We start from the raw sequence: 25,168 nt of genomic DNA, 5'->3' as shown, positions 1-25,168 counted from the left end.
AGGAAACTTGTTTTTCTCCGCGAAACTCCGTGCTCTCCTTAACTCCGTAGTTAAAGACCTGGGTTTGATGGGGTTTTGAGTTTTTGCCCCACGTACACTTACGGTTGCCGCCATGACCACTGCATCTCTTTGCCGTCTTGAAGATCACGCCGCTTTTGTGGCCCGCCATATCGGCCCTAATGCTGCGGAAGAAGCCGCCATGCTGGCCACGCTGGGCTACGCTACACGCTCCGATCTGATTAAAAATATCGTTCCTGCCGCCATTCACCGTCAGGATGCTTTGCCGCTGGGTGAATTCACTCAGGCGAAAAGCGAAGCCGAGGCTTTAGCCACACTGAAAGCCATTGCAAGCAAGAATGTGCTCAAAAAGAGCATGATTGGTCAGGGCTATTACGGCACCCATACTCCCAGCGTGATTTTGCGCAATATTTTAGAAAACCCGGCCTGGTACACGGCTTACACCCCATACCAGCCAGAAATCAGCCAAGGCCGTCTGGAAGCGATTATTAACTTCCAGCAAATGATTACCGATATGACCGGCATGGCGATTGCCAATGCATCCATGCTGGACGAAGGCACCGCTGCTGCCGAAGCGATGACGCTATTGCTGCGAATGAGCAAAAGCAAATCGACCATTTTCTATGTCGCCGCCGATGTGCTGCCACAAACCCGCGAAGTGATTGCCACCCGTGCAGCGCCACTGGGCATTGAAGTGCGCACAGGTCTGGGTGAAGCAGGCGACGGTTTTGGTGTACTACTGCAATACCCTGGGGTCAACGGCGATGTGCCGGATTACCGCGCACTGGTGGCTGATTTACACGCTAAAGGCACTTTAGTGGTGGTAGCCGCTGATCTGCTGGCGCTCACCCTGCTGGCAGCGCCCGGCGAATGGGGCGCAGACGTAGTGGTAGGTAATAGCCAGCGCTTTGGTGTACCGCTCGGCTTTGGTGGCCCGCACGCAGGGTTTTTGGCCACACGCGATGAATTCAAACGCTCGATGCCTGGCCGTCTGGTCGGGATTACCATTGATGCGCAAGGCAAGAGCGCTTACCGCCTTGCCCTGCAAACCCGCGAGCAACATATCCGCCGTGAAAAAGCCACATCCAATATCTGTACTGCCCAAGTATTGCTCGCCGTCATGGCCAGCATGTACGCCGTTTACCACGGCCCAAGCGGTTTAAAACGCATTGCTCACCGTGTACACCGTCTGACCAGCATTTTAGCTGCAGGCTTAACGCAGCTTGACGCTAAAATTATCAATAGCAGCTGGTTTGATACGCTGACGCTTTCAGTCAGCGATGCGGCTGCAGTGCATGCCCTTGCTCATTCTCACGGTATTAACTTACGCAGTATTGATGCCCATACGGTAGGCCTGTCGCTGGACGAAACCACCACCCGCAAAGACGTAGCCGCGCTCTGGCATGTATTTGCAGCAGGCAAACCCCTGCCAACCGTAGACGCCATCGATGCAGAAATCGCAGGAGCCTTGCCGGGCGAACTGCTGCGCCAGTCCGATTTTCTGACTCACCCTACCTTTAATCGCTATCACTCCGAAACCGAGATGATGCGTTACCTGCGTAGCCTGGCAGATAAAGACCTAGCGCTGGATCGCACCATGATTCCGCTGGGCTCTTGCACCATGAAGCTCAATGCTGCCAGCGAAATGATGCCGGTTACCTGGCCGGAATTTGCCAATGTCCACCCGTTTGCACCAAACGCACAAACAGCGGGCTACCGCGAAATGATCACCCAGCTTGAAGCCATGCTTTGCGCGGCAACCGGCTACGCGGGCGTCAGCCTGCAGCCTAATGCCGGTAGCCAGGGAGAATACGCGGGTCTGTTGATTATCAAGGCTTACCACGCATCGCGTAACGATGCTGGCCGCGATATTGTGCTCATCCCCGCTTCTGCTCACGGCACCAATCCAGCCTCTGCACAGATGGCTGGCCTCACCGTTGTGGTTGTTGCTTGCGATGAAGCAGGCAATATCGATCTGGCCGATTTGCGTGCCAAAGCCGATAAGCACAGCGCCAATATTGCCGCCATTATGATCACCTACCCAAGCACGCACGGCGTGTTTGAAGAATCGGTTAAGGAAGTGTGCGAAATCGTACACGGCCACGGCGGCCAGGTGTATATCGACGGCGCAAATATGAATGCCATGGTGGGCCTATGCGCACCCGGCCAGTTTGGCGGCGATGTAAGCCACTTAAACCTGCACAAAACATTCTGCATTCCTCACGGCGGCGGCGGACCGGGTGTTGGCCCGGTAGCGGTAGCTGCACACTTAGTACCATTCTTGCCTAATCAGCAAAGCAGCGGCTATGAACGTAATCCACAAGGTATAAGTGCAGTCAGCGCAGCGCCTTACGGCTCGGCAGCGATTTTGCCTATCTCATGGATGTATATCGCCATGATGGGGAGCGAAGGACTGAAAAGCGCAACTGAAGTGGCGATTCTGAACGCCAACTACATCGCCAAACGCCTTGCGCCTTTCTACCCTGTGCTTTACAGCGGCCACGATGGTTTAGTTGCTCACGAATGTATTCTGGACCTGCGCCCACTGAAAGAGCTGAGCGGCATCAGCAATGAAGATGTGGCAAAACGCCTGATGGATTATGGTTTTCACGCGCCAACCATGAGCTTCCCGGTACCGGGCACGCTGATGGTGGAGCCGACCGAAAGCGAATCAAAAGCAGAACTCGATCGCTTTATCGACGCCATGATTGCCATCCGCAGCGAGATCGATCGCGTGGTGAGTGGCGAATGGACACTGGCGGACAATCCGCTGGTGAACGCACCGCACACGGTAGAAGTATTGACTAGCGAGACGTGGGAACACGGCTACACACGCGCCACAGCCGCCTTCCCGCTGGAAAGCATAAAACGTAATAAATACTGGCCACCGGTTAGCCGTGCAGACAACGTCTACGGCGATCGCAATCTATTTTGCGCTTGCTTACCGATGTCTGATTACGAATAAACTTTTAAAAAAAAGCACCAGGCAAAAGGCCATCTGCGAGGGTGGCCTTTTGCTGCATATCACTTACCGGCTTCAGACATGAACTGTCAGACAACGACTCATGCACTGGCAAAAGCTCCAGAATAGTACTAACGCACAAACCAGCCTGCTCCCCGACAAAACCCACACATGGCGGGTTTTATATTTGTTTACAGTTTGATAAATGCCTTAACCCACAACCGGGATTTTACCAATCTTAGCCTGCCAGATTTTTGGCGCGGTAGCGTGTACCGAGATACCTTGCGAATCAACCGCTACGGTAACGGGCATATCCACCACATCAAACTCGTAAATAGCTTCCATCCCCAGATCAGCAAAGCCAACCACACGGCTGGCTTTGATAGCTTTGGAAACCAGATAGGCGGCGCCGCCTACGGCCATCAGATAAACCGACTGGTGTTTTTTGATGGCATCCAAGCCGGCCGGGCCACGTTCTGCCTTGCCGATCATGCCAAGTAAACCCGTTTCGGCCAGCACTTGTTCGGTAAATTTATCCATACGCGTGGCGGTGGTCGGGCCCGCCGGGCCGACGATTTCATCGCGCACCGGGTCTACCGGGCCAACGTAGTAAATAAAGCGGCCAGCAAAATCAACCGGCAGTTTTTCGCCTTTGTTCAGCATATCCACCATGCGTTTATGCGCGGCATCGCGGCCGGTAAGCATTTTGCCGTTTAAGAGCAGGGTTTGCCCTGGCTGCCAGCTGGCAACGTCTTCACGCGTTACCGTGTTTAAATCAACACGGGTGGCGGCTGCAGATGGTGTCCAGGTCACATCGGGCCAGTCTTCCAGCCTGGGCGCTTCCAACACCGCAGGGCCGCTGCCATCCAGCGTGAAATGCACATGGCGGGTAGCGGCGCAGTTGGGGATCATGGCAATCGGCAGGCTGGCGGCGTGGGTTGGGTAGTCTTTGATTTTTACATCCAGTACGGTAGCGAGGCCACCCAGGCCCTGCGCACCGATGCCTAGCGCATTTACTTTTTCGTATAACTCGATACGCAATTCTTCGCTGCGGGTCTGTGCGCCGCGCTCGATCAGCTCATGGATATCGATTTCTTCCATCAGCGCTTCTTTGGCCATGACCATGGCTTTTTCTGCCGTACCACCAATCCCGATCCCCAACATACCCGGCGGGCACCAGCCTGCGCCCATTTGCGGTATGGTTTTAAGTACCCAATCCACAATCGAGTCCGATGGGTTGAGCATGGCAAATTTGGATTTGTTCTCGGAGCCACCGCCCTTGGCTGCAATATCGATTTCTACCGTATTGCCTTCCACAACCTCGTAATGAATCACCGCCGGTGTATTGTCTTTGGTGTTCTGGCGCTTGCCTGCCGGATCTTGCAGGATGGATGCACGCAGCTTGTTATCCGGGTGCAGATAAGCGCGGCGCACGCCCTCGTTAATCATGTCAGAGAGGCTCATGGTCGCATCACGCCACTGCACATTCATGCCAACGCGCACAAAACAGGTGACGATGCCGGTATCCTGGCAAATAGGGCGATGGCCTTCCGCACACATACGGCTATTAGTCAGGATTTGTGCAATAGCGTCTTTGGCGGCGGGAGATTCTTCTTTTTCATAAGCCACACCCAAGGCCTGGATGTAATCTTTAGGATGGTAATAGCTGATGTATTGCAGGCTGTCGCTAATGCTGTCGATTACGTCTTGCTGACGGATTATTGTCATCTTCTGGCCCCCAGTGGTTTTATAGGATGACGCAATTGTAGCGCATGAGCAGGCCAGAAAATATTAGCGCTATCAGCCAGCTCCATATTTAAATCAATGCAATCCGCTTACAATGCAATGTGATTAGCGTCATTTTTATTTAAACCGCGCACCACAATCTGAAACAGCGGCATCTGCTATCTCAAAGCAGATCGCAGCAGAATTTAATTTTGCTTTAAAACTTCCATCCGGGCCAAAGCCGTCAGCCAGCCCCCGGCTTTGCCGGAGGCTGTTTATTTAATTTCACGGGTATTCAAATAAAAGGATCTACAGGCTTTCGGATAAGTTAATCACTCGCGTCGGACATTGCCTCATCTTCATGCCAGAACAAGTCCTGTCGATCTTCATAGCGTTCGGCAAAAGACATTTCGGGGCTCAAGTCGTATTTCAACGTGACCTTGAGTTTTTCAAATGCAGCTTTAGCGACTTCCGAGGATGCGGTGGAATGAGGATTAATTAACAGCTCTGCAGTTCGTACCGCTGTGTTTTCTTTAATGACGCCCATGGTAACTTCAGTATTAGTAAACGGGCCAACCGCAAACATAATATCTTCTGGCGGAATATTCAAAGTTGCGATTTCATTTAAAGCCCGACCGTGTAAAGAGGTATCAACAGCAACGCCGCCATGATTAAGCTCAATGGCATAGACATAACCCCGTTGGTTGTGTATCGCATAGCCAACTGCGACAGCTTCATCTTTACTGGTTGAAATAACACCACGAATCGCCTTAGTATCCTCGGCTAATCGTACATATTGCACCTGCACCGGACGGCGGTTAAACCCTGAGTGAAAGATTTCATCAGGTAAACGCTCATCCCCCCTGAAAGTAGTAATGCCATTTAGTTTGGAGTCGTAGCTATACAAAAAGGGGACTTCTTTTATTTCCATCTGAGCTTGTTCATTTAAACGATGCAGGGCTTTTACATCCGTCAGTTTTGCATATGGGTCAACTTTCATCTCTAACTCTAAAAAGTCGCGGGTGACACTATCAAGGCTCCCTCCCATATAGAGATACCCAGATCCGCCAAACCCAGGGCGCTGCGGCAGATCTTCCGGAAGTAAAATTTCTGATGAAGGGGCATTTACGTTGCTATACTCTGCCTTAACAGAATCACTGATTTCATTACCTGCTTCACTTACGCCCCCCCCTCTTAATCCTCCGCGACTTAGCCATTGCACCTCTCCTGTGTCATAAGAAAGAGTTCGAACAACGCGTGAGTCGGCCAGAATCCGGCCACTTAATGGATCAACTTCCTTATACATGCCAAATCCATCGGCTTTAAGCAATACATTTCTTCCTTGATCGGTGAGTTTAACGCCAAGTAATTCCTCACCTGTTTGAGGGTGCTCGATCACTTTCGGGATCTGAGAAAAAGCCAGCATATCCGCTTCAGAAACGCCATGATTAAGGAAAATCTGGTTATCTATAAAATCCAAAGTAGAAGCCAGGTATTCCGATACCTTACGACCAAAAGCAATGGCATTAGGAATAATCGCAGTGGCGGCGAGCAGCGCAGAATTTACAGCGCTCATTTTGGCGCCTTGCTGCCGCCCGGCCAAGGTATCCTCCTCTATTGACTCATCAATACTCAAACCAAGCTGTGTTGAGCAAATAGCCATGGTAAGAGGAACACCAACTTCCGGTAAAATAATATCCATAATCGGTAATACAGAAAACAAAGAATAAGTGGTGCTTAAAATATAATCCCGCTCCGCTTCGCTATTGGATTTGATCACGGTATCGCCATCACTGGCCATTCTGGCTTTTTGAAGTTCGGCTAAACGTGCAAATACATCACCATAAAGCGGATACTTTTTCATCATAATGAAAGATTCATTCCATGACTGATTTGCCAACCCATTCAGTGACGAATCCACACCCGAATAACTTACCCCATCTTGCCGGTCATACAGGCTAAAGTGTTTTGCAAATGCTTGCCTCGATGTATCTGATTGTATGGCTCTGTAAAGGATTTTTTTAAGCTGCCTTTCACTATTAAAAGCAATAAAAGGCTGACTGGCACCCGGAATATAAAGCAATCCTCCATCACGGCCCTGCTGTTCAATAACAAAAATATCCGTTGAATAATAGCCATAAATATCGAAGCGATATACATATACATCATCCGGGCGCTGGCCTTTAATCACAGCAGAGGCAAGTTGATATTGTGCCTGATTAAGTAAGCCAAGCTTATATTGTTGATAAGCAGAAAAGGCAAAGTTATCGCGCATTAAATGCATAAACTTTTCACTGTTAGTTTGCCAGAATTGCTTTAATGCTGCAGTATATGAAGCTTGAATATCTAAATCATAATAATCAATATCCCATAACTTTGAAGAAAGCAGCCGTACTTCATTCTTCTCATTATATTGGGTGGCCCCTGGCCCTTCAGTATAAATACCTGTATATAGATTGATGTCTCCCGGAAATCCTCCACGAAATTCATTGAATACATTAAGCATAACGGCTTGAGTAAGTGTATATGAGCGAATAGGTTGTTTCATATGCTGCCAGCCGTTATAACTTCTTGGGCTGCTATTGCCACCTGCAAACATATTGAAGAAAGTATTATTTGGATCAATATCATGGTAGCCGTGTTTTTCAAGCGCCTTTTTTAACTCACTTGCTGCAATGATATGTGGATCAGGAATAGCTTGCAAAAGTTGTGCATGCTCTTGGGCAAAATGAGTTTTCCAAGCTTTATCATAACGTATTGATAATTCATCAGACAATATCGGTTTTGTTATTTTTTTTACCTGGTTATTTGATAGCGCAGCTAAAGTGCATTGCGATGTAAATGCCAATGCAATAACAATACTCAAATTAATTAATGTTGAATTCTTCATGGGTTTCACCTTAGAAAACAAAATTAGTTATATGCCAGAAAAAACATGCAAAAGAAAACGAGCCTGCAAATCTTTATGTGCAAATTCTATTTTAATATTTGATATTTATTTAATAGATAAATAAATAAAATGATTTAGAGCTCGTGAATATTTTACACCATTTCATTGCCAAATGAGTTATGCCATTTAGTAATTTAGTGCTACCCATTTTTAAACTCATTTAAAGATAGAACTCAGGCTTACAAAACGGGTGCTTGTTTCGAGTAAATAGCACCCCTCCCAAATATAAGAGTTTTTTATTGTAAAAATCAAACCATTTGTTTTTTATTTTTTCAATACACTAAAACCATTATAAGCCAGCTATTTAATAACCCACCTGCGATTATAAAACTCAATACATGCATTTTATGAAGATTGTCAGGATAGACGAGTGCCAATCCAATAAAATATAAATCCACCCATTTTTTCAATAGGCCGCTAATATCTTACAGATCATTATCTGAACGAATTTGATCAGGCCATACAGAACACCCTATGCAGGCAAAGAAAAACCGGTGCAAATATCCAATATGCATATTTAATTTTAAATTACAATAAATGCTGTAGATGCCCTGATGATTTTCAGAGAAATGAGAAATCGATCTGAGCCAGTCATTAAAGGCAAGCCTATACAGCACTTGAGCAATAACATACCCTGCAATATTCTTTGAGCCTTGCCTGCAAAATACTGGCGCATAATACTTTTGTGCACGATGAAATTTGAAAACCCGGTCGCTATTTAATCATACAAATATAAACAAGCAATTTTCTAAGCGAGGATTGTATTACAAAGCCGATTACCCAAACAAAAAGCCCACCAGTTGAAATGGTGGGCTAAATTTACAAATCTTAGATTCTACATTTCAAATAGTGGCATAGCTTCTGCTGCAGCCGGGTGCTTGTTATAAAGCACTGCTGCCGAACTGCTCCAGATCAAAACCACCACGGATAATAAACGTCCGAAGCAATTTATCGATCTCCCTATTGACCATGAACTCTGAAAGGGCTGAGCCTTTCAATTCTTCAAAATAAATCTTGGCTTTGGCTTTATCAACACAGCTTTTCAAATCATCAAAGCGACCAAATTCATTGATATTGGCCGCAGTAACTCCAGTATTCATTATTTTGCTTAATTTACTTTTGAATGCGACATGATTTGCGTCTTGCTCCATCAGCAAAGCATTAACCAACTCGACAATTTGCGAGTTTTTAGCTTTTGCCAGGTATTCAGTAATGTACTCTCTGAAGGTTTTGCCGGACTCTAGTGTTACATCTCCCCTTTGTACATCATTCAGGAAAATATTAGCGAATTTTTGCTCTTCCTGTGTCAGCGTGGCGAAGGATTTATGAAGTTCATCCAATGTATTTTGAATATCCGTACCACTGACACCATTTTGCTGAATCGTCTTCAGATATTTTTCAAAACGGGAATTCATATAATCCGCATCTATTTTCCCTGTATCGATTTCAGTCAAATGACCCGATATTTCAAACGGTATATTGCCCCCACCACCGCCCCCTCCGCTACCACTGGATAATTCCTTATATCGTAATGCCAAAATTAAATAACTATTTTCATCAAAGGCGAGTGTTACCTCTGGTTTTTTCTTGCTCAACGACTCACTTGGCTTACTCCAGACAAAGCCCTGAATCTTAGCCGCTTCTAAATATTCATTTAAGCGCGCAAATAGTTTGGCAAATTGGCCGCATACCGATTTATCAGTTGGGAGTTTTTCAAAATTTTCGACTCCGGCATGATTAAACAACTCTGATATTTCAGCATAAATAGCATTGATTTTTTTCAAATTGCTTTCAAGCTTATCTACAAATAGCCCGATTGGCTTATCCCCTGAATACAGCTTCACTGCAGCATTAATATTGCGCTCCATGCTGTGCGGGTAGCGATAATAACGAATTGTTCCAAAAGGCTTTTCGTGTTCTATATAAAGTCGATTAGTACGGGAAAAAGCCTGAATGATATTTTCATATTTAAGCACTTTATCCAGATACAGGGTATTCAGCCATTTGGAATCAAACCCCGTAAGCATTTGATCTACCACAATCAGTAAATCAATTTGTTGCGCTGGTGTTTTTGCAATACGTAAATATGGCTTTTTATGGGCGAGTCTTGCGGCAATATCTTTTTTAAATTGAGCGTGACTCGCTAAATTAAAATCCTGGCCATACTGAGCGTTATAGTCTTCAATAATTTCAATTAAACCCGCTTGTTTAAATGCTCCGCCATCTGCATAGTCGCCACCCTCATCAATATTTGGGTCAAATAAAGCAGATATTTTTAATGCAGGTGCAGCTTTTTTTAAACGGCGATAATACTCAATCGCTTCCGGAATACTACTGGTAGCAAAAATAGCGTGAAACTGACTGTTCTGGCTCAGGCTTGTCCAGTTTTCCAGAATATCTTCAACTACTTTTTCCTGATGCTCGGCACGGGTGTATTGCGCTTTAGGCAATTCATCTTCAATGCCTTTTACATACTTGCCATCCGGCTCCGTATACCCCGCCATAGTGACTTTGCCCATATAGCGGTTAAACATTTCTTTTTTAGCAGGGTCGGCCAAGGCTTCAATATCGGTAGCCGCTTTGGCTTTCTCCAATGCCACTGCTTTTCTTAAATCTTTGTCTTTATAAGTCATGACTTTGTACGGATCGAAACCCAGCACATTTTTATCCCGAATACCATCAGCAATGCTATAGCGGTGTAATTCATTGCCAAACACGGATGAGGTGGTATTGTGTTTCTTTTGGTTTTCTTCCTGAATAGGCGTGCCGGTAAAGCCAAAAAAAATGGCTTCAGGAAAGGTCGCTTTAATGGTGATCAACATATCGCCAAAAGTAGAGCGATGGGCTTCATCCACAATAAACACGATGCGCTTGCTATTAATCAGCTCAATATCATGGCTTTGTAAGCCTACGCCGTCCTCATTAGCTTCTTCATTGATATTACTCATTTTTTGAATCGAGCTAACAATCAGGGTATTGGCGGGGTCAGTGCTTTTTAGTTTGGCGATCAGTACGCCCGTATTTTCGGTGGCCTGCACCGTTTCACCCTCGGCGGCAAAGCCTCGGTACTCCTGCAAAGATTGCACACCCAGCTCAATTCTATCCATTAAAAAAATGACTTTATCGGCATCTTTAGTATTGGCAATCAGCTGCGCTGATTTAAAACTGGTCATGGTTTTGCCAGAGCCGGTGGTATGCCACACATACCCGCCTAAACGATCTTTATCGGCCCAGTTGGTTTTAGATACCTTGTCTGAAATAGCGTTGGCAGCATAATACTGATAACTGCGCATCACCTTTAATACGCCATCCGAGTTATCGGCCACGGTGTAATAGCCAATCAGCTGATGCGCCATAGGAATAGACAAAAACCGAGCGGCAATGATTTTCCAATCATTAATCGGCTCATTATCAAAATCGGCCCAATGAAAGTAAAAATCTTTATTAAATTTGCCATCCATGCCAGGGTTGGCAAAGTAAACCATTTCGGCAGGCTCCATCGCCACAAATACCTGCACCAAGGCAAATAAACCGCTGAATACACCCTCAGCAGAATATTTTTGAATTTGATTATAAGCATGGCTAACCGGCACGCCGCTGCGTTTTAGCTCGATATGAATTAAAGGCATGCCATTAATCAGCAGCATCAAATCGCCACGGCGATCATTCAATATATTGGATACTTTAGCAAATTTGGGCTGCTGCACAATTTGATACAGGGTTTGCCCTGCAGCAATTTCGTGGCGGTCGAAAATTTTCAGGCTAATTTCTTTACCAAAATGCAGTAAGTCTTTCGGATTATCGCGGGTAATAGCTACGGTTTTGCCATTAATAAAACCGTTAAGTTTAAGCGGCGTTTTTAGTTCGCGAATTTGCTCTACAATCTGCTGCATTTCGCTATTGCTTAGCGGCACATCGTTCAGGCGGTCAATATCACGATTATTCTGAAATAAAATATCTGCCCAGTTTTGCAGTAAATCGGCTTCACTAGGATTCTTTAAAACTTGACCATCCCAGCCTTTATTTTTTAATTCATTGATTAAGGCGGTTTCAAAAGCACTTTCTGTTGTAAAAGTCATAAATCATTCCGTATATTTTTTCGCCATTAATTCCGTGCCACGCCCCCCTTTAAAAAAGAGGGATAGAAGGGGATTTGGTATTGAATTGGCATGATATCAGCCGAAACTTCAATGCTAAATCCCCCCTACCCCCCCTTTTTCAAAGGGGGGGATAAAATCACGTATGAATCACTGCACACTACATAGCAACAATTTAGCACTTAAGCCTCCCCCTTTGTAAAAGGGGGATTGAGGGGGATTCGCCTTTCAACCTCACAAAAAATCACCTGCATCACTTCGTCTAACTCTTGTAAAACTTGCCTATTATCAAATCGCAATACCAATAAGCCCACTGCCGCCAGCGCCTGATCTCTTTCCTTATCATTTGCCTGATGCTCGGCTTCAAAGTGCTGAGATCCGTCCAGCTCAATCACCAGACTGGCTGCTGCCGAATAAAAATCTACAATAAAACTCGCTATAGGCTTCTGCCGATAAAACGGCACACCCAACACTTGTTTGCGTCGCAGTCTTGACCAAAGCAATTGTTCCGCATCGGTCATATGCTTGCGCAAGTCTTGAGAAAAAGGTTTCAGGCCAGGTTTGTATGGTTGCAAAATCCCCCCTAACCCCCCTTTTTCAAAGGGGGGATAAAATCATCCAGAAGTCACTACACACTACATAGCAACAATTTAGCGCTTAAGCCTCCCCCTTTGTAAAAGGGGGACCGAGGGGGATTTGCCGGATAAATTATGCTTCAGTATCATCTGCAATATCTTCAGTTTTATACAGGGTATAGCCCTCGTAATAATAACTGGCATCAATGCCTTTCATATAAACTTCAGCACTGTCAATTTGCTCGGTCAGGGCTTGCTGTAAAAGGTATTTAATTTCAATGTCTTTAACGGGGCTGCGCTCCATTGCCATTAAATAATCATTCTTATCGACACGCTGCCAATCAATCACCTGCTTGAGTTCTTTTTTAAGAATTAAATCAAGCCATATTCTGGTGCTTCTGCCATTGCCTTCTCTAAAGGGGTGGGCAATATTCATTTCTACGTATTTTTCAATAATTTCATTAAAGGTGGTCTGCGGCATGGCCTCTATATTTTTTAAAGACACGGCCAGATACATTACAGGCGCAAAACGAAAATTCCCTTTTGCAATATTCACCTCGCGAACCTTGCCCGCAAAAGCATAAATCTCAGCAAACAAATATTCGTGAATGCTCGCCAAAGCCTGAAAGCTACCGGCATTCAGCGTGTCTAAAAAGCCGCTGGTAAATAGCTTATGCGCCTGGGCTTTACTCAACTTTTCTTCAAGCCTTGCCAGCTCTACCGCATTGCTGATACCGAGTTTATTTTCTAAAGTCATCACTTTTCCTTAGCTTAAACACTTGGTTTTGATTCACTTCCCGCACATAAGTATCTACACAAGTCAGCACACTGGTTCCCCAATCCTATCAACTTAAGCGAAATGTTTTTGTAGGGCGGGTTTCACCCGCCCTACGATGATTCAATATTTGTCATTGCGCTAAAAACGTAATGACATCTAGCTAAGTTGATAGGATTGTCTGGTTCCCCTCTTTGAAAAAGGGGGGCTAGGGGGGATTTAGCACTATTTGATTAACAAAATTTGCCAAATAAAGTGGCTAAAAAGCAAATCCCCCTCGATCCCCCTTTTACAAAGGGGGAGGCAAAACCAATGCCTCAGTGAACGGTATGCTCCCCAGCCCCTTTTTCAAATGCGGAATAAAATCACGCATTTTCAAAATATTGCTTCTACTTTCCCGCATTTTTGTAATATCAGTATCCAGGCACTACATTGCAAGCATTCAGCGCTTAAGCCTCCCCCTTTGTAAAAGGGGGATTGAGGGGGATTTGATGTTAAATTGGCATGACATCCGCCCCCCCCCTGCCCCCTTTTTCAAATGGGTGGAAATCAGCGGTAGATCAGGATTCCCGATAAAAACACCCAAGGATGACGGTTTATTATACCGGGATTGATTAACAGCTCTAAGCTAGACAAACATTTTTTCTAAACAGGCTTGTTTGATATTGTTGAGCTTTTTTAATTGGGCTTGGTGCTGGTTTATTAGTGTGTCAATGTTAGTGAATAAATTACCGACTTTTGTTTGTTCTGTTTCTTCCGTTGTAAATACAGAAATACTATTGATAGAAACTTTTGATAAACTTGGTACACCTGTTGACTCATCCTTTTGCCGCCAATTAATTTTTTGGAAAGTAGCATAAATAAAGTCCAAGTTATTTTTTGCATAAGGCACAGCATAAAACAAGGTATCAACAGTCCAAAATGGCGCTTTTAATATATAAGGTTTATCGATTGTCCCTTTTCTTCCAATACCAATAGCATTTTCATTATAAGATAGTGCTTGATTAACACTTAGCATATAGCCACCAGTACCAAACACTGGAATATCACCACTTGATAGATGCTTATAATCACGACCACTTCTTACATCAACAATTTGACATAGCTCAAGATCTTCCCACTCCCCACTAAACCCCTTAAATCGAATCTCTGGCTCTTTTTTGCCTTGTTTGGGGAACATTTTTTCGAGCAGGGCTTTTTTAAGGTTTAACAGCTTATCGTGCTTTTGCTGATGCTGGGCGATTAGGGTGTCAAGCTGTTGAAAATAATTACCGATTTGTGTTTGTTCTTTTGGTTGCGGAAGAAATACCTCGTACGCCCCATATTCAAGCGCATTAACACCTGGCTGACCTGAACGCTGAGATGTCAACCTTATGAACTTATTGTATTTTTCTGTTAATGTACTTTGGAAAATGAACTCAGCATTTACGCTTTCTTTTATTCTTGCTCGAATTAAAAATCCAGCAAAATATACCAGACCATCCTGCTCTCTATAAATATAAGTTTTGCCAACACTAGCACCTGTTCTGGCAAATAATATATCCCCGTATTTTAATCTGTAATTGTCAGCTGCAGTCAAATCTGTGTTGGGTGACGTTACGCCACCATGATCAAACACCCGCGTATCTTCCTTTATATCTGTAATTCGAATATATTTATTTTTTCCATCATATTCCTTTGCGGCTGCATTCAAACCATAATCAAATGATTCTGAAATAGAAGCAAAACTAATCACCTCCCACTCCCCACTAAACCCCTTAAACCGAATCGCAGGGGTGTTAATTATGAATTCTAAGTTATGAATGCTGAATTCAGGATTACCATTGAACTTGTCTTTCATCATTCAGCACTCATCACTCAGCATTTTTTTCAATTCAACCAATCCCTGCAGATCGAACTCATTGCCACTCAATCCATCAATTAAATCAGCGAGTGCCTGCTCGGTGTTTTTAATTTCTTTAGCGACATCGGCATAGGTGGTGGCGTATTTATCGGCCAGCGTTTGTACCTGGCGGGTCAGCTGATTGATCAGCTGGCCGGGCATTTGATTTAGCTCGGCCAGTAAGGGGCTGATCCATTTGAGCTGCAGCAGGGTATTGACCTGATCGTCACTTAAAGACTCGATGGTGGCTTTGGTTTGCAGGTGCAGCGCATCGGCGGCGGCTTTCACGATTTTTTTCAGGGCTTTTTCTTCAACAATCAAGGCATCGGCCTCTATGATTTTGGCTTCGTAGCTTTCGCTATCCACATAGCTGCCCTTCAGTTGCTTGGCTGCTTTTGCCACGGCGGCGTTGACAAAGCCATCGCCATTTTCATTCACCGTATCCAGCGCTTTCTCTTCTTCAGAAAGCGAATCGAGCAGGGCTTCCAACCCGGCGGCGATTTCGGCGAGGCGGTTTTCCTGTTGCTGCAGGGCTTGTAGCTCGGCGTTTAAATAAGTGGTCTGCACCAGATTAAACGGCAGGATGTGGCCAACCCAGCCGTCTTGCACTTCGGCGTCTATGCCTTTTACTTTTTTAAGCACCATATTGGGGTCTACCAGCTTGCTGGCGACAAAGCCTTCGGTTTGCAGCATTTCTAAATCAGCGGCAATGATTTGCCATTGATTATTCAGCAATTGGTAAGCCTGATATTGATCGATTAAGGCAATGTGATTGAGTGTGGTGTTAGCCAAGCGCGCAAACAGTGCATGGCTGAGCACACCTTCTTGTTGGGCGATATTGACCGTTTGCCACTCTTTGATCAGCGCGGTATTGAGGTAGTCATCAAAACCAGTAAATGCTTTGGCATAGCTTTGGGCAAAGGCTTTTACTTCGTGGTGGTGGGTAATGCTGTGCTTTACCTCATCGGCCACAATAGCCAGCTGTGCATAGTGACTATTGGTGTTGCTGAATAAGGCGGCACGCAGGGCCGGGAAGGCTTGCCAATAGTGATCAAACTGCTTGATTTCGCTTACCGGAATACCGCCCAGCATGGTGGCGTGTAAATCCCAACTCTCTGCCGCATCGGCTGAATCAACATAACGCGGAATATTCAGGTTGTAATCATTCTGGCGCAGCGTTTCTTTGCTGACCACTTGCGAAAACTTCGGGTGGCTTTGGCGCTGAATCACAGCATCGCTGATGCGTTTGATATCTGAGGCTTGCAGCTTATTGTTTTTACCCACTTTGATGAAATGCTTGGAAGCATCCACAACCAGTACATCCGTTAACTCGCGCTTTTGACGTAAAACTAAAATAACGGTGGGAATACCGGTACCAAAAAAGATATTTGCGGGCAGGCCGATGATGGCGTCGATGTGGTTTTGCTCAATCAGCTGCTTACGGATCGCGCCTTCTTCACCGCCACGGAATAACACGCCATGGGGCAACACAATCGCCATCATGCCATCGGGTTTCAGGTGGTAAAGGTCGTGCAGCAGAAAGGCAAAGTCGGCCTTTGTTTTGGGGGCTAAACCAAAGCGTGAGTAACGCGGGTCGTTCTCTTTGTGCTCAGGATCCCACTGCTGTGAATAAGGCGGGTTGGAAACCACGGCATCCACATAGAGCGGGCTGTAGCCCAGCGGGTCGTTTTCGTCAAAATAAGGCCAGTCGTCTTCCAGCGTATCGCCATTACGGGTAACGATATTGGTGGGTTTGATGCCCCGCATCACCAGATTCATACGGCTTAAGTTATAGGTATTGGCTTTAAGCTCTTGTGCGTAGTATTTAATATTGTTTTCACTATCAACATGCTTGGCAACGCAGTTACCAATATTGATCAGTAAGGAGCCAGAGCCGCTGGTAGGGTCGTAAATTTCTATTTTTTCTTTATCTTTAACGTGGTGAGCAATGATCTCAGACATCAGCAATGAGACTTCGTGCGGGGTGTAGAATTCACCCGCTTTTTTGCCCGCATTGGCGGCAAATTTTTCAATCAGGTATTCATAGATATAGCCAAGTACATCGTAATCTTGCTTGCCATCCATAGGGATAACTTTGATCAGTTGCAGCAAGTCACTGATGGCTTTGGTTTGCCTGGCCGCGCTTTCGCCTAATTTAGAGAGGCCTGTTTGCAGGGTATTAAAAATACCGTCAAATAGTTTTTTGTGATTGCTGTGTATCAGGCGATCAAAAGCTGAAAGTGCATCGCGCACATTGGATACATCGAAATCATTGCCTTTTATAAGCCAGGTTGAAAACAAATTATCGTAGGAAATAAAATAACCGAGGTTTTCTTTGATGTAATCAACCGTTTCTGTATCTGTCTCACTCAGTAAGGCGATATCAGCATCGCTCATGCCTTCCTTTTTGGCGAACTGGACCAGTTGATCTGATAGGTATTTATAGAAAATAAAGCCCAGAATATAGTCTTTGTATTCATTGGCTTCAATTTTTGAGCGCATCTGATTAGCAGATTCCCAAATTTTGGCCGCTAATTGTTGTTTATTCAAAATCTATTTCCTTTTCATATCAAAGCAGGGCCAGCCTGAAAAACGGTTAAAGCAGCAGTACGATGCGAAGTGTCGGCTTATTTTAAGGGCTGCGTCAATAACGGGATCATGCTTTGGGTTTATTTTGCTTATTCAAACTGCGAGGCAAAGGCAAGTATGAGCCGCTGCAGCCGTTTACTCCGAGGGTAAGCATACCAAGGCATTTATTCGAGGGGATGATTGCAGGCACAGCGCATCAGAGGGCAAAAATACTTCATGAGAGCGCGTTTTTTATTTGAACACAAAGTATTTTTACAAACAAAAAGCCCACCAGTTGAAATGGTGGGCTAAATGGTGTGCTGCATCTAAATATTCTTACAAACTCTTAATTTAAAAGAGCTATTGGCGGAGAGAGGGGGATTCGAACCCCCGATAGGCTATTAACCTATACACGCTTTCCAGGCGTGCGACTTAAGCCACTCATCCATCTCTCCGCGAGAAGAGGGCGAATAATAATCAAGTTAGCGGGAGTGCGCAAGCTCTTTTTCTGATTATTTTTCATTTTTAACACGCTGCCCTCAAGCCTGCCCTGAAAAGCCCCGGTATGAATTGCAGTTTTCAAATAACGTGCCGGATTTCTTGTCAATTGAGTGCTTTTTCTCCAAGAAGCTAACTAAAAAGCCTGTTTTTTCAAGCGGTTTCTTTTTTAACCAGTTATTTATTTTCAGTCAAAATTATTATTTTCACAAAATATATTCTCCAATATGAATAACAAATAAATTCTTAATTATTTTTAAACTTAAAAAAACAATTAAAACAATAAAATAATTAAATACAAATAAAATAAAAAACGTTTTAAAACAATAGTTTATAAGCCATAAATAAAACCTGTCGCAACTCCACCTTAAACCCACACAAACCTTATTTTTCAATTAAAATAAGCGCATATAAGTGCCTGACGATAATATTTCAAAAGATTAAAAAAACGGTAGCTATTTAAAGGGCTGATCAATAGAACACTCCCCTCCTCCTCAATTAAGGCACCAGTTTTGCAGCGAATACGCGTGTCATTACTCTGTCATACAACGGCGTTACCTTTCACGGCATGCATACAACTCAAGCCGCTTTTTCCCGACAAAAATGCCCATTTAAGGAATGCCAAAGTGTTAGATGAAATGCAAACAGCCCGCCGCCAAGCCTTGAAATTACTATCCAGCATTCCGCTGCTGCCACTGGGCGGAGCTTCAGCCGCATCGCTACTTATGAGCGCCTGTAGCGGCGACAGCGATGCATCCATCACCGGCACACCAACAGCGCCTGTGGTCAGTTTTGATTCCGCCAGCTTCAGCCCGATGGCCGCCCCCGGCATCAGCGATCCGGCGGCAATGGGCACTACCAGCGTGGCTTCCAGCCTGAATGTGAAATTATCTGATGGCACAACACAGAGCTTTAAGCTCGCTTACCAGCCCTTCTTTATCACGGGTGATTTAGTTCCCGATGGCAAAGGCGGTAAAGTACTTTCCGGCGGCTATGTGGATATCAACAATAAGCCGATTATTGATTCATCTGTGGCAGGCCTTGAAAGACAATTCTTCTCGGATTGCGCAGATGGTACAACGCTGTTCAAATTAGACAGCACAACCGTTCCCGGGATCAAGGGCAAGGCTGTTTTTGCTGTGGTTCAGTTTGAATACACTTCAAACAATCAGGCGGGCAAAAGCATGTACGGCATGCTGCCCTCACCGATTGCTATTCTGACCCTGGATCAGGATCAGGCAACGGGTAAGCTCACCCTGGTTAAATACCACAATGTGGATACCTCGCCCGCACATATGCTGTGGATTACCTGCGGGGCCAGCCAATCACCCTGGAATACCCACCTTTCCAGCGAGGAATACGAGCCCGATGCATTTAGTGCATCTGCAGATACTCAGTTCAAAGCCTTCAGCAAGAATGTGTTTGGCGACGAAGCCAAGGCCAATCCTTATCACTACGGTCATTTGCCAGAAGTCACGGTCAACCCCGATGGCACAGGCTCGATCAAAAAGCATTACTGCCTGGGCCGTATCTCGCACGAGCTGATCCAGGTCATGCCGGATAATCGCACCGCCTTGATGGGAGACGATGCGAGTAATAGCGGCTTGTTTATTTTTGTTGCAGACAAAGAAAAAGACCTGTCATCAGGCTCCCTATATGTGGCTAAGGTAGGCTCGGGTTTTTCTATCGACCCGGCAGCAAGCAGCGGTGCAGCACTAACATGGATTAAGCTGGGCTCTGCTACCAGTGCAGAAATCGAAAAACTAGCTAATACCCTTAAGCCAAGCGACATCATGTCGGTTTCTTATGTTGATCCAATCAGCAAAAATTCGGCAGCAACCGGTTACACCAAGATTTACGCCAATGGCAGCGTGCAGTGGATAAAGATTAATCCGGGCATGGAAAAAGCAGCGGCCTTTCTTGAAACCCACCGCTACGCCAGCTTTGTAGGTGCAAGTATGGTATTCACCAAGATGGAAGGCACCACAGTAAATACAAAAGACAAGATCGCCTACTCTGCGCTGCAAAACATCCAGGGATCAATGGTTAAGGGGGATAAAGCCAATAATCCAAACGACAGCGTGGCGCTGGATAAAGCCTTAAAAGCTGGTGGCATCATGGCGCACACCTTAACTGGCGGCCAGAAAGATTTGGGCGGCGCAGCCATCAACAGCGAATGGGTACCGGTGCAGACCAGGGCACTGATTGTGGGTGAAGATATTGTAAAAGATGCTTTGGGCAACACGGCGAATCCGGACAAAATTGCCAATCCGGATAATCTGAAGTTTTCCGAAAAACTGCGCACCCTGTTTATTGGTGAAGACAGCGGCCAGCACGTCAATAACTTTGTGTGGGCTTACAATATCGACACTAAAGTGCTTTCACGCCTGATCTCTATGCCTGCGGGTGCAGAGGCCACCGGCCTGGTGGTGGTAGATGATCTGAATGGCTGGACCTATATCATGAGTAGTTTCCAGCATCCGGGAGAGTGGATCAGCACCATGGATGCCACCGCCAAATTACTGGTTAACCCCTATATCAACACCAACTACAAAAACAAATTTGCTTGTGCAGTAGGTTATCTGACCGCCGAAACCACAAGTATAAAGCTATCTAAAGTTTAAAGATCAAACGTTAAATAACGGCAGGTCGTTGCCATCTGCGGCCTGCTTTATCTATTAAATCAGCATATAAACAGGCTGCAGTGTAAGCAGCAAAGCGGTAAGAGCCGCCACTATTTTACTAATCAGCTCATCTAAACGCCCGGCATCCAGAACCGCATCAACCACCTCTGTGGCAACAGCCCCCTTGCGGTTTTTTTTATGATTTGCCTCAAGTGCCGCCAGACGTTCAAGATTGGCAGCGATCTCCGGGTAATGATCTCTCGCCGCTCTGACCACAAAAGCATTTGCTCCATGACCTTCGCACTTATCGGCCTTTAACAATAAAGACCCCCCTACCAGCTTGTGCGCCTTATCCACGATTACAGCAAAGCGCATCGAAAAGTGCTCATCGTGATAGCGGTAAATCTCAAGGTTTTCCGGTGCATCGACTGCCAAATCATAAATAAAACGTGTTGCCAGCTTTAAATTACCCAGATCGTGCTCCAGCTCATCCAGCCTTTCAAATACCCTAGCTGCATAGCTTTGCTGCGGGCTGGCGTGAAAACGCTCTCCTGCTTGCACGGCTTTCAACATGCTTTGATAAGAGGCCCAAAGGGGATGTAAATGATACAAAGCATCGTGTTCTGCCAGCATGATTATTCCGTAAAAAAATTAATCCAAGATAGTCTGCAAATAATTCAGACACAGATCGCCATGAATAAGCCATTTGCCGCCTATAAGCTATTTAGCCTCCTTTAGCCAGCCAATCTCCCTTGCCGTTTTTTCACCAATCAGTGTGCGGCCCAGATGATCGGGGATAGTGGCCAGTACTTCGCTCACCGGCACCCGCCCCCCCATCAGCTCGGCAAACCCCTGAGGATAACGAGGAGATTGATCCGGATCGGCAAAGCCATCCGGATAAACAGGCATATTGGTGTTCATATCGTATTTATCAGTGGCATTGAGCGTGTGCAGCAGTTCGTGCCCCACAATCACCAAATTTTGCTTGGCATAGGCGCGATCACCAAATAGATTAATCCGCCCAACCCGCCCCTTATTCAGCGCAGTGGAATGGCTAAGCTGCGGATGCGTAGCAGGATCGTAATAAAGTAAATACAAGCGAATATCAGGCGGCACGCTCACCTTGGGGCTGTTGGCCCAGGCAAAGTATCTGAATTTCAAACTCCACAGCACCGTATTTAAAACATTGCCATCACCAGGCGGCGCAGGCGGAATCTCTTTGACTTCATCTCCCAGCTGAAACTCAAATGGGCGATGAATAGGCAGCCGGTAATGTTTGGCCTCGCCAGCAAAGTACTGGCTCATTGATTCAAAATCATCCTTATTTAAGGTCTGCAAGTACGCGCTCACACTGGCACTGCCGCTGACATTCACCGGATACACCGCTACATACAAATTCTTTTTCCACTCCAGTGCGCCCTGATCCAGCCACATCCACTGCGCAACCTTAGCCAAAATCAGCAGCAAAATGACAATTCTTATTTTTTTCCACATAACAAGCCTATTTTAAAGGGGCAATACATATCAAACACATCCGCTTACTTGCCAGCTCTGCTTTATTTCACTCAACATTGTGGTGACTTTTTCAGATCGAAAGTACAAGCGCCTCAGTATACGTTGTGATTTTCTGCCAAGACCCCATCAGCAATAAATCAATTTATTTTTTTCTTAAAACCTCTCGCCCTCTTCTGCCGCACCGCCATTGCAAAAACGATTAATGACCACCTGCCCTGTCTGTAACACCATAAAGACGAACCGGTATTTTACCCGCTACATTTTGCCTAATGATTTCACCTAACAGCTAACGCGCAATATATTGCTTAACGTCATCAAAACAAAGACATTTGCTGCTAATATTATTCTTTGCGGAGGTTTTATCTGATGAAAAACGTTAGAATCGAGCACGATTTACTAGGTGAAAAAGAAGTCCCCTTTGATGCCTACTACGGCATTCATACCCAGCGTGCCATAGAAAACTTCAAAATATCGCAAGCCAGAATCAGCGATAATCCGATTATGGTAAAAGCACTGGCCAAAACAAAAAAAGCCTGTGCCCTGGCCAATGGTGAAATTGGTACGATAGAAAAAAATATATCCGAGGCAATTACTCAGGCCTGCGATGAAATCATTAACAATAACCGCTGCCTGGATCAATTTCCCAGCGATGTATTCCAAGGTGGTGCCGGCACTTCGGTTAATATGAATGCCAATGAAGTAATTGCCAATTTAGCCTTGGAATTACAAGGCCATGCCAAAGGTGAATATCAGTTTATTCACCCCAATGATCACGTAAATAAATGTCAATCCACCAATGATGCCTACCCGACTGCATTCAGAGTGGCCCTGTATGAACATCTGCTCATTTTAATACAGCATATGGAAACACTGCAGCAGGGGTTTACTGCCAAATCAATCGAATTCAAAGATATATTAAAAATGGGCCGCACCCAGTTGCAAGACGCCGTGCCCATGTCTTTGGGCCAGGAATTTCACGCCTTTGCTACTTTAATCAAAGAAGATGTCCGCTTAATTGGCCAGATTAAAAACCTGCTGCTGGAAATTAATCTGGGCGCAACTGCTATTGGCACCGGGATTAATGCACCTGCAGAATACCGCCCGATTGCAGTACAAAAACTTTGCGAAATCACAGGCTATGCTTTTACTTCATCCGAAGATTTAATTGAAGCGACTTCCGATTGCGGGGCCTATGTGATGGTTTCAAGCGCATTAAAGCGCACCGCAACAAAACTATCAATGATATGCAATGATTTACGGCTGTTATCATCCGGCCCGCGTGCAGGTTTAAAAGAAATTAATCTGCCCGAATTACAGGCAGGCTCCAGTATTATGCCCGCCAAAGTCAACCCGGTCATGCCGGAAGTGGTGAATCAGGTTTGCTTTAAAGTAATCGGTAATGATTTAACCATTACCCTGGCAGCAGAAGCAGGGCAATTGCAGCTTAATGTAATGGAGCCGGTGATTGCATCATCTTTATTTGAATCGATTCATTTATTGCAAAACGCCATGCTGGGGCTAAAAGAGAAATGCATTGACGGTATTAGCGCCAATGTAGAAATCTGCCGCCGTAATGTGCTCAATAGCATTGCTATTGTTACCTATCTGGACCCGGTATTAGGCCATGCAAAATGTGATGAAATTGGCAAAATCTGCGCACAAACAGGGAAAACAGTTATTGAAGTTTGTCTAGAAAAAAATCTGCTTAGCCAGGAGCAATTAAACGATATCTTCTCGAATGAAAATCTGCTTAATCCGCAATATCTGGGTAAGCGCTATTAATTGAGCACAGGTAAATTCTGATTAAATCATCAGCCATTTATTCTCTGGCAGGTATCCGGAAACAACACCGGATACCTCTGCCACAGTACCCACATAAATCAATATACCTTTTCAATCAGTCCTGTTTTTATCCGAGCAATAACTTCCCGCTAATTAATATCCGGAAAGTCTGAACCATCAGCACCGCAATAGCTACACTTAAAAATATTAAAAGTGAGCCTGCAATAACCTGTAAAGGCAGCAGTGCACGTAGCTCGGCATATTTAAGTGCGGCCAGACACAATGCCGCCAGGGGAAAACTGATTGCCCACCATGCAGGAACAAAAGGCATCCTGATCACTTCCCGGCAAAACACTTTGGGCAAGAGCACAATAAACATAAATAAACCAAAGTAAAACAGCAGTGCTGCAAAGCGATCAATCTCCCCCATTAAATTGATATATCCTAAAAATCCGACTTCAAAGGGGGCAATCAATATCATCAAAGAAGGCCTCATGCCCAAAGCAAGCGGCTCATGCTGAATAAGACGCTGCACAATAAAGGATAAAAATAATAAGGCTAAGGTGGTCCCGATTGCCACAGCAAACAGATTCACCTCCGGCGCCCACTCCATCGGCATATTTGCACCTGCAACAGCAATATCCAGACTGGCCACGCCCGGAATAAGCCAGGCGGGCAAGCTTGCCATGGGCCCTGCTTCACCATTTAATAAACGCCTCACCACCACAACACCAAGCGCCAGCGTTGTCACAACGCCTAGCGTCCATAAGCCCTGGCTCAGATCTTTACTGTAAGGATCCAGCACCGCTGAAAGCAGCAATAATGAAATAGTGATGGTACCGAAAAAATTACCCGAAACCGGATGGTTAAATTCATGTTTAACCGCATCCGGGTAAAGTGCCCACTTACCCAGGTATGCAACAGCAAGCACTGCAAACATAGCCAGAGCAATGATACTGATAAGCTCCCCCAGCCAGGAAGGGGCTCCGTAATGCTGGTGGGCAATGCGCCAGCACAAGGCCAGGCCTGATGTTCCCATCACTGAAGCAAATAAATTAACAGGCAGGTGTTGAAGTGATGCCTGAGCTTTAACCGAACTTAATGCATGAGTATCCACGCTATTCTCCTTTGGCGTTAATTGCTATTTACGACATTATCAGCCAAAATAAGAATAAGTTGATCACGATAACCCGACAT

13 protein-coding genes and 1 tRNA gene are annotated in these 25,168 nt (G+C 45.4%); 3 read left to right on the top strand and 11 right to left on the bottom strand.

Annotated elements, in window-relative coordinates; genetic code table 11:
- The first annotated feature begins 112 nt into the window (after nucleotides 1–112).
- The gene (gene gcvP / locus EJO50_RS04125) at nucleotides 113–2,983 is read left to right on the top strand and encodes an aminomethyl-transferring glycine dehydrogenase (RefSeq protein ID WP_125971752.1); all 2,871 of its coding nucleotides are present in this window, start codon (nucleotides 113–115) and stop codon (nucleotides 2,981–2,983) included.
- 207 nt (nucleotides 2,984–3,190) lie between these two features.
- Here gcvP and EJO50_RS04120 read toward each other — a convergent pair whose 3' ends face one another.
- The 8 genes from EJO50_RS04120 to EJO50_RS04085 all read right to left on the bottom strand — a co-directional run bounded on the left by EJO50_RS04120 (nucleotide 3,191) and on the right by EJO50_RS04085 (nucleotide 18,007).
- A complete protein-coding gene (locus EJO50_RS04120) occupies nucleotides 3,191–4,708 on the bottom strand; it encodes a fumarate hydratase (protein ID WP_125971751.1) in 1,518 nt (505 codons plus the stop codon).
- Nucleotides 4,709–5,033: 325 nt separating this feature from the next.
- Complete coding sequence (locus EJO50_RS17125) at nucleotides 5,034–7,595, bottom strand: dermonecrotic toxin domain-containing protein (protein ID WP_164521425.1); 2,562 nt, start codon at nucleotides 7,593–7,595, stop codon at nucleotides 5,034–5,036.
- A gap of 941 nt (nucleotides 7,596–8,536) precedes the next feature.
- On the bottom strand, nucleotides 8,537–11,734 hold the full coding sequence (locus EJO50_RS04110) for a type I restriction endonuclease subunit R, EcoR124 family (protein WP_125971750.1): 3,198 nt from the start codon (nucleotides 11,732–11,734) through the stop codon (nucleotides 8,537–8,539).
- Nucleotides 11,735–11,934: 200 nt separating this feature from the next.
- Nucleotides 11,935–12,327, bottom strand: coding sequence for an endonuclease domain-containing protein (locus EJO50_RS04105; RefSeq protein WP_164521424.1), 393 nt, complete (start codon nucleotides 12,325–12,327; stop codon nucleotides 11,935–11,937).
- 133 nt (nucleotides 12,328–12,460) lie between these two features.
- Nucleotides 12,461–13,084 carry a protein adenylyltransferase Fic gene (gene fic, locus EJO50_RS04100; RefSeq protein ID WP_125971749.1) on the bottom strand — a complete coding sequence of 208 codons (624 nt, stop codon included), beginning with the start codon at nucleotides 13,082–13,084 and terminating at the stop codon, nucleotides 12,461–12,463.
- A 646-nt stretch (nucleotides 13,085–13,730) separates the two neighbouring features.
- Nucleotides 13,731–14,945: a restriction endonuclease subunit S gene (locus EJO50_RS04095; protein WP_206434447.1), complete on the bottom strand. Its 1,215-nt coding sequence runs from the start codon at nucleotides 14,943–14,945 to the stop codon at nucleotides 13,731–13,733.
- A complete protein-coding gene (locus EJO50_RS04090) occupies nucleotides 14,946–17,534 on the bottom strand; it encodes a type I restriction-modification system subunit M (RefSeq protein WP_125971748.1) in 2,589 nt (862 codons plus the stop codon).
- A gap of 382 nt (nucleotides 17,535–17,916) precedes the next feature.
- Nucleotides 17,917–18,007 (bottom strand) — tRNA-Ser (locus EJO50_RS04085).
- A 669-nt stretch (nucleotides 18,008–18,676) separates the two neighbouring features.
- Between EJO50_RS04085 and EJO50_RS04080 the strand changes: the two genes are divergently transcribed.
- Nucleotides 18,677–20,674: a PhoX family protein gene (locus EJO50_RS04080; protein ID WP_233702168.1), complete on the top strand. Its 1,998-nt coding sequence runs from the start codon at nucleotides 18,677–18,679 to the stop codon at nucleotides 20,672–20,674.
- Between the two features lie 54 nt (nucleotides 20,675–20,728).
- Here the strand turns inward: EJO50_RS04080 and EJO50_RS04075 are convergent, their stop codons facing one another.
- Nucleotides 20,729–21,307, bottom strand: a complete 579-nt coding sequence (locus EJO50_RS04075) for a hypothetical protein (protein ID WP_125971747.1) — start codon at nucleotides 21,305–21,307, stop codon at nucleotides 20,729–20,731.
- A gap of 87 nt (nucleotides 21,308–21,394) precedes the next feature.
- Nucleotides 21,395–22,168, bottom strand: coding sequence for a hypothetical protein (locus EJO50_RS04070; RefSeq protein WP_125971746.1), 774 nt, complete (start codon nucleotides 22,166–22,168; stop codon nucleotides 21,395–21,397).
- Between the two features lie 387 nt (nucleotides 22,169–22,555).
- On the opposite strand from EJO50_RS04070, the gene aspA reads away from it, so the two are divergent.
- Nucleotides 22,556–23,971, top strand: a complete 1,416-nt coding sequence (gene aspA, locus EJO50_RS04065) for an aspartate ammonia-lyase (protein WP_164521423.1) — start codon at nucleotides 22,556–22,558, stop codon at nucleotides 23,969–23,971.
- Nucleotides 23,972–24,098: 127 nt separating this feature from the next.
- Here aspA and EJO50_RS04060 read toward each other — a convergent pair whose 3' ends face one another.
- On the bottom strand, nucleotides 24,099–25,088 hold the full coding sequence (locus tag EJO50_RS04060; protein ID WP_206434446.1) for an SLAC1 anion channel family protein: 990 nt from the start codon (nucleotides 25,086–25,088) through the stop codon (nucleotides 24,099–24,101).
- Nucleotides 25,089–25,168: the final 80 nt, after the last annotated feature.

Source organism: Iodobacter ciconiae, from assembly GCF_003952345.1.
GTDB classification, from domain to species: Bacteria; Pseudomonadota; Gammaproteobacteria; order Burkholderiales; family Chitinibacteraceae; genus Iodobacter; species Iodobacter ciconiae.
This window is presented reverse-complemented; position numbering and strand designations above follow the sequence as displayed.